The organism is Pseudomonas sp. 8 R 14, assembly GCF_900005955.1.
Classification (GTDB): Bacteria; Pseudomonadota; Gammaproteobacteria; order Pseudomonadales; family Pseudomonadaceae; genus Aquipseudomonas; species Aquipseudomonas marginalis.
In genome coordinates this window covers 1-6,164 of the sequence record NZ_CVTH01000048.1, presented here as the reverse complement: position 1 = coordinate 6,164, position 6,164 = coordinate 1, and the positions used below count along the sequence as shown (strand labels likewise).

Genomic DNA, 6,164 nt, shown 5'->3' with positions numbered 1-6,164 from the left:
TGGGGGATGCGACGGATGGACGCGGGTGTTCTTAGGTTGGTGTTTATAGAGGGGCTGCTCGTTTGGGCAATCCACGAAAAATAGATCTGTCTCGGTCCTGGTTCGTAACCGTTTCGAAAAATAGCTAGGACCGCTTTTCACCCAAGTGGCCTGCTAATGCAATCGTAGGAGCACGATCCATCCAGGCATCTTCCGAACTTTAAGGACAGTGGTTGACCATTGACCAGCACACGCAACGCTCTTCGAGCTGGCTTAGTAAAAAATGCGTTACTATGGCAATCTGCTAGCATGCGGGCGCAGCGTATTTACAAGGAGAAGCGTATGATCGTAGGGCTGTTATTAAGGAATTACAAAACATACCAAAATATAAATTACATACCTCTTTCTAATGGCAGTATGTTTTCAGCAATAGTTGGCGAAAATGGTTCAGGTAAGAGTTCTGTTCTAGAGGCGCTTGATAGTTTCTTTAATTCAGCAGAGTGGAATCTGAATCACAGCTTGACGAAAGGTTATCCCGAGAGGGAACCGTATATCTGTCCTATTTTTCTCATAAAAAGGGGGGCATTTGACTTCGAGTATGAGGAGCATGATGATTTTCTTGAAAAAATAAATGAAATGGCTTGGTCGGCCACCCCGCAAGAATTTAATTCATCGCCGAAACCTGTTAGCGAATTTTGTTCTAATAGGAATATTTTACTGAGTGGCGGTTACGGCGCTCATAGCCATTACCTACTACCTTTAGGGCTGATTAAAACAGCCGCGGCTGCAGCTCCCGCTACCTATTTTTCAATATTTGAATCTTTGGAAGAGTTTGGGGTTCTTCAAAATGATCCATATTGGCCAGGATTTGAGGATGCCCTGTTTTACTATGTGCAAACAACATATCAATACATATACGTTCCATCCGAAATTAATTTTAAAGAATACACAAAAATAGAAAGCAAAACAGTTCAAGCACTTCTGGGGACAAAAATTGAGGAGATAGTCAGGAATATAGTAAAAAAAGCAACAGTCACTGATATCAACCAGAAACTCAATGCGTTTCTAGCAGAGATATCCAATACGCTTGAAAATTATGAATACAAAAAACCTGCAAAAAAACAGAACCTTTTCAACCAATCTCACTTAACAGAAAAAATCATAGAAGCTTTTTTTGATAGCAAGATACTTACGAAAACTGTGGGGAAAGATAGTGTTCCGGTTAATAATTTAAGCTCTGGAGAAAAAAGGCAAGCTCTGATCGATATTGCGAGAGCGTTCCTTTTAGAGACTGAAGCAACCAGAGAACACCATGTTATATTTGCTATAGATGAGCCCGAACTATCCTTACACGTTTCCGCATGTTTTGAACAATTCGAAAAACTGAAAGACATTTCTCAAGCTCGAGTCCAAACAATCGTCACTACTCATTGGTACGGATTTATGCCAATTGTATCTGATGGTGTCGCTATTTACTGCCCTAAGTTGGAAAGCGAACTTGTAATGATTGATTTACGTTGCTTCAGGGAGGACATCGCAAAGCTTAGAAAAACGACGCAAGGAAAGCTACCTTCGGATATAGAGCTTAAAGGGTTAAATGATCTCGTTCAGTCAATGATAGCTTCCATAACAGGTAAAGACTATAGGTGGATAGTTTGCGAGGGCTCAGCCGACAAGATTTATCTAGACTTTTACTTGTCGAGAAAGAAGTTATTCATTTTGCCAGTTGGTGGTTCTAAGCACGTAAAGAAAATATTTAGGTACTTAGAAATGGCCTTGGATGACCATCGAGATGACATTAAGGGTAAGATTTTTTTATTGTTAGATACTGATAAGGCTTTTGAAAAATATGATGCTAGCGATTCTATAAAACAAATTCAAATTAAACGAATTCATAATGATATTTATGAAAGCAGAACGATGTTGAAGTCTACAAGTAATACCGAGTATCATCCTCCAACGGTTATCGAGGATACACTAAATCCCAATGATTTTATAATGACACTTAGAAGCTTCGAAAGTGATCCGGATTTTGGGGCGCACGTCGGGCCTCTATTGGCAGCGATAAATCATGACCATGAAGACTGGCCTGCGGCGTTGGCGTTCGATTTACGGACAACTGAGCAGCGCAGCATGGAAGAACTATTCAGCCTGCCTAAGTTTAAAGTTAGGTTTGCACTTAAATACACTGAAATTGCGGATGTGTTTGATACTCCATTATGGATGAATGATGTGACTGACTTTTTGTTCCCTGTTATTAGAAAAGCTCGCACTGCTAAAACAAAGATTTAATTTTACGGATAAAAAATGAGTAGATTTTTTGATTGGAAATAGATTCGTCACCTTTGTCATTGTCGACTCCTTCACCCAAGTCGATTGTACGTTGGAGGTTTACTGATTCGGATATATAAGTAGGCTTTTTATGAGGCGTAAATTTCAGTAAATATTAGATAATTTTGTTGTCAGGGAGTTGAAAAAATGGATTGTCTGCTTAAACTTGGTTTTAGTTATACGCTGAAGAATATTGTCCAAAAAATAGTAGATGATAAAAGTTGCTATAGTGTATTGGTGGGCACGGACGAGTGGAGGTTGGCTACACATCTAGACTCGCAAATCCAAAAACGTGTGATGTGCGAAAGGCAATGTCTAGGTTGTTTAGAGTTTGTTAGAGTTGCTAGTATGTTTACAAGGCTCACTACTGATATTGTCACGGCAAATGATGAACACAAACCTCTTGTAGAATGTATTTGTAAGATGTTTGAAATAGATACTGGAGTCGATCCGGTTGTTCTGGCCTTGGAGTTGATTTCAGCACCTAGCTATTTGAAATCAAAAATACATCGCGATCTTGTTTCTGATTATGATAAGTATGAGAGTGCAATAAACGGTGCATTCTATAGCTTGGCTCTTGACCATTATATGCACGAGCAAGCCAAATGCTCTGACACTGTAATGTCGTATGGGGATTTAGAGAGTAAGCAAGTTGTTTCGTACTTCCCGTTCGAAAAGCAGGTTGCGCAAAAAATTTTTTATCTTGATCAAAATATTATTAGCAAATGCTCAAATGATTCAAGCCTAAGAAAGCAAGTTATAGATTTTAGAAATAAAACAGGATGCGAGTTTGTTTACAGTCCTTATGTGATTGAGGATGGCATTAAAATGAGCAGTATTAGGCTCTCCGAGTACTTTGATGTCGTTTCGGAAATCACTAATAATTCCATGCTGGCGAATATAGAGGGACAGATTAGTCTTGTAAAGGAAGATATAGGCGTTACTTCCCAGCGTGTTCTGCTATGGAGAGGTGCGACTAAAGCGGCTGAAGATCAAAAAATTTATAAAATGCACTATAATCATTGGGGTTATTCGCATTATTCTAGGCAGTCCCGTATTTCAAAGCGCGTCAATAAAGATATAAATGCATTTCTTGAATCTCTACGCCCTCATCTTGAGGAGGATGAGCATGATTTAGATTTTGACGATTTTGAAAGTGAATATTCGATCTGTCGTAGATTGTATGCTGCCACAATCGGGAAGTCATTTTCTCTAAATGATCTAGTAAATGGTTCTATACCCTTTGAGAGCGAGCAAGAGTGCGTTGGTCATATCGAGGACTTATGTGAGTTTTTAGATTTGATCAACTACCAAACTGAGTCGTTATCTGAGCCTGAGAAAATAAAAAGTAGCCTGCAAGATGTCGAGCACTTAAAGCATGCTTGGAAGGCGGATTACTTTGTTACTGAAGATAATAGATTGCGCGCACGTGGGGAATTTATATACTCAGTGTTGCGAATAAAGACAAAATTTTTAGATGCTGCAGGGTTTAAAGGACAGATTATTGCTGAGTTTAAAACTAATGCTTAGATTGAACTTGGAATAGGTAAGTTGAATTTCAGAAAAAGAGTGAGCAGGAAAGCGTAATCAGCACGTAATCAGGGTCAGGCCACGTTTGGATAATTACTTAAAACGTGGTGTGACCTAGTTTACGTCATACGATTTACACTGTGCGTTAACGCGACTAACTGCACAGAGAAAATGGAGTGAGCGATGACGCCTGAATGCGCATAAGGTTGGTATTAGACTGTTTTTCAATATTTGGGTTTTGTCATATGACAGAGAAAATTTCGTGAAAGTAAGCTTTGATAAAGATCAGTTAGTTAAAATAAAGGCTGAGGCAGTTTGCGGTAGGGATTGTTCGGATCGAATCAGTTTGGCTCTGACCTGTCGGCTTTTAGATTCATCAAATCCCAAATTTAGTCCATTCCACGTGCTTGATGAAATTGACTATTTAGAGGGCATAAAGCCGTCCTCGAAAACTAAGTGTGAGGAGCAATTTAAAAAGTTACCACTTTTTCCTTTTTGGCATAAACATTTTTTCTCCGCGCGACATTTAGTAAAAAATCTTAGCATTCGATGGGGTATGGCCAATGGCGGCAATCGAGATTTAGATAAACTGTTCGATGAGGTGGCCAAGCAGCATGGCGACGATCCTGACGCCTGGCCGAGCTATCTCGTGAACCAATTGGTCATTGGCGGATTCGAAGAGCGTGCTGCAAGAGGTCTTACTGGCGATTGGCTCATATATGCCAAATACGAAAATAGAAATTACTATTTGGACTTAGCCACTCACGAGGAAGGCGTAGGAGAGAAAGCCAATGCCCTTTTCAAGAAGTTAAGAAATGGCTGCCAGGCAGAGTTTCCATTCCTCTTTGGGTGAGTATTTGAAATTGGAGTTTTCTCGCATCTCCAAGAGCGTCTTCGACTCCTTAGTTAGATTGTTGGAAAAAAATCACCGAGTCGATGCATGGGACTTACAACGACTCGATGATCTGCCGTGTGATAATAGCGAGTACTTAGCCGCTGAACGAGCCCCATGAAAGACAGGACACCGTTTCCCCCTTACGATAAGGGATAGGCAAACGGTTATGTTTATGACTAATAGCAACGACAAGAGTGGGGAGCTTTTGGGCCAGGAGCGGCGGCGCCGCTGGAGCCCGGAGCAAAAACTGGCCATGGTTCGCGAGAGTCTTGAGCCAGGGCAAAGCGTTTCGGTGGTCGCTCGACGCAACGGCATCAATGCCAACCAGCTGTTCCTATGGCGCAAGTTATATCAGGACGGCAGTCTGTCGGCGGTCAGTGCCGGTGAAGCCGTTGTGCCCGCCTCGGAGTTGAGCGATGCGCTCAAGCAGATCCGTGAACTGCAACGGATGCTGGGCAAGAAAACGATGGAAGCAGAAATCCTCAAAGAGGCCGTGGAGATCGCCCGGTCGCGAAAATGGATTGCGCACTCACCCTTGTTGCCGGGGGACGACCAGTGAAGCTGGTCAGCGAATGTCTCGGTGTGGCGCGCTCGCAATTAACGGTTCGAATCAAGCAATCGGTATCGCTCAAAGTACGGCGCCGCAGGCCTGTGGACGATGCTGATCTGGTGGTTGAAATCCAGCAACAGATCAGCGAACTGCCCAGCTATGGCTACCGTCGTGTTTGGGGATTGCTGCGTCGTGCCCGTGAAACCCAGTCGCTGCCGGCGATCAATGTGAAACGGGTTTACCGGGTCATGCGCGATCACGACCTGCTGTTGGCGCGGCGCATCAAACAGCCCGGCGTGCCGCGTCGGCACGAGGGTCGTATTGCGGTGCAAACCAGTGATACGCGTTGGTGCTCGGACGGCTTTGAGTTCCGCTGTGAGGACGGCGCCAAACTGAGCGTGACCTTCGCCCTGGATTGCTGTGACCGCGAAGCCATCGGCTGGGTCGCGAGTCCGACCGGGTACAGCGGCGATGACATCCGCGACTTGATGCTGGAGAGCGTAGAGAAACGCTTCGGTGATCAACTGCCTGCAACGCCGGTTCAATGGCTAAGCGACAACGGCTCGGCGTACACCGCCGAACAGACACGCCTGTTTGCTCGACAGATCGGTTTGCAGCCGGTGACCACCCCGGTGCGCAGCCCGCAGAGCAACGGCATGGCCGAGAGCTTCGTGAAGACGATCAAACGTGACTACGTTGCGCACATGCCCAAGCCGGATCGAGAAACGGCGCTGCGCAACCTGGCAATTGCCTTCGAGCATTACAACGAGCAGCATCCGCACAGCGCCTTGAACTATCGCTCACCGAGGGAGTTCAGGCGCTTGGCAGCAGCATCAATTTGACGGGGAGTTGGTGTCCGGTTTTGTAGGGGCAAGTCCA

The 6,164-nt window shown here is 44.0% G+C and carries 4 protein-coding genes; all 4 read left to right on the top strand.

Going from position 1 to position 6,164, the window contains the following annotated elements; genetic code table 11:
• Window positions 1-321 precede the first annotated feature (321 nt).
• Window positions 322-2,271 (top strand): ATP-dependent nuclease, encoded by a 1,950-nt coding sequence (locus tag BFQ01_RS10020; protein ID WP_065925144.1) that lies wholly within the window; start codon window positions 322-324, stop codon window positions 2,269-2,271.
• A gap of 186 nt (window positions 2,272-2,457) precedes the next feature.
• On the top strand, window positions 2,458-3,840 hold the full coding sequence (locus BFQ01_RS10015) for a hypothetical protein (protein WP_065925143.1): 1,383 nt from the start codon (window positions 2,458-2,460) through the stop codon (window positions 3,838-3,840).
• Between the two features lie 262 nt (window positions 3,841-4,102).
• Window positions 4,103-4,693, top strand: a complete 591-nt coding sequence (locus tag BFQ01_RS32230) for a hypothetical protein (protein ID WP_141691269.1) — start codon at window positions 4,103-4,105, stop codon at window positions 4,691-4,693.
• A gap of 214 nt (window positions 4,694-4,907) precedes the next feature.
• A protein-coding gene (locus BFQ01_RS31350; protein WP_370467938.1) for an IS3 family transposase occupies window positions 4,908-6,127 on the top strand; the annotation gives its coding sequence in 2 pieces (ribosomal slippage) (window positions 4,908-5,253 and window positions 5,253-6,127; 1,221 coding nt in all).
• Window positions 6,128-6,164: the final 37 nt, after the last annotated feature.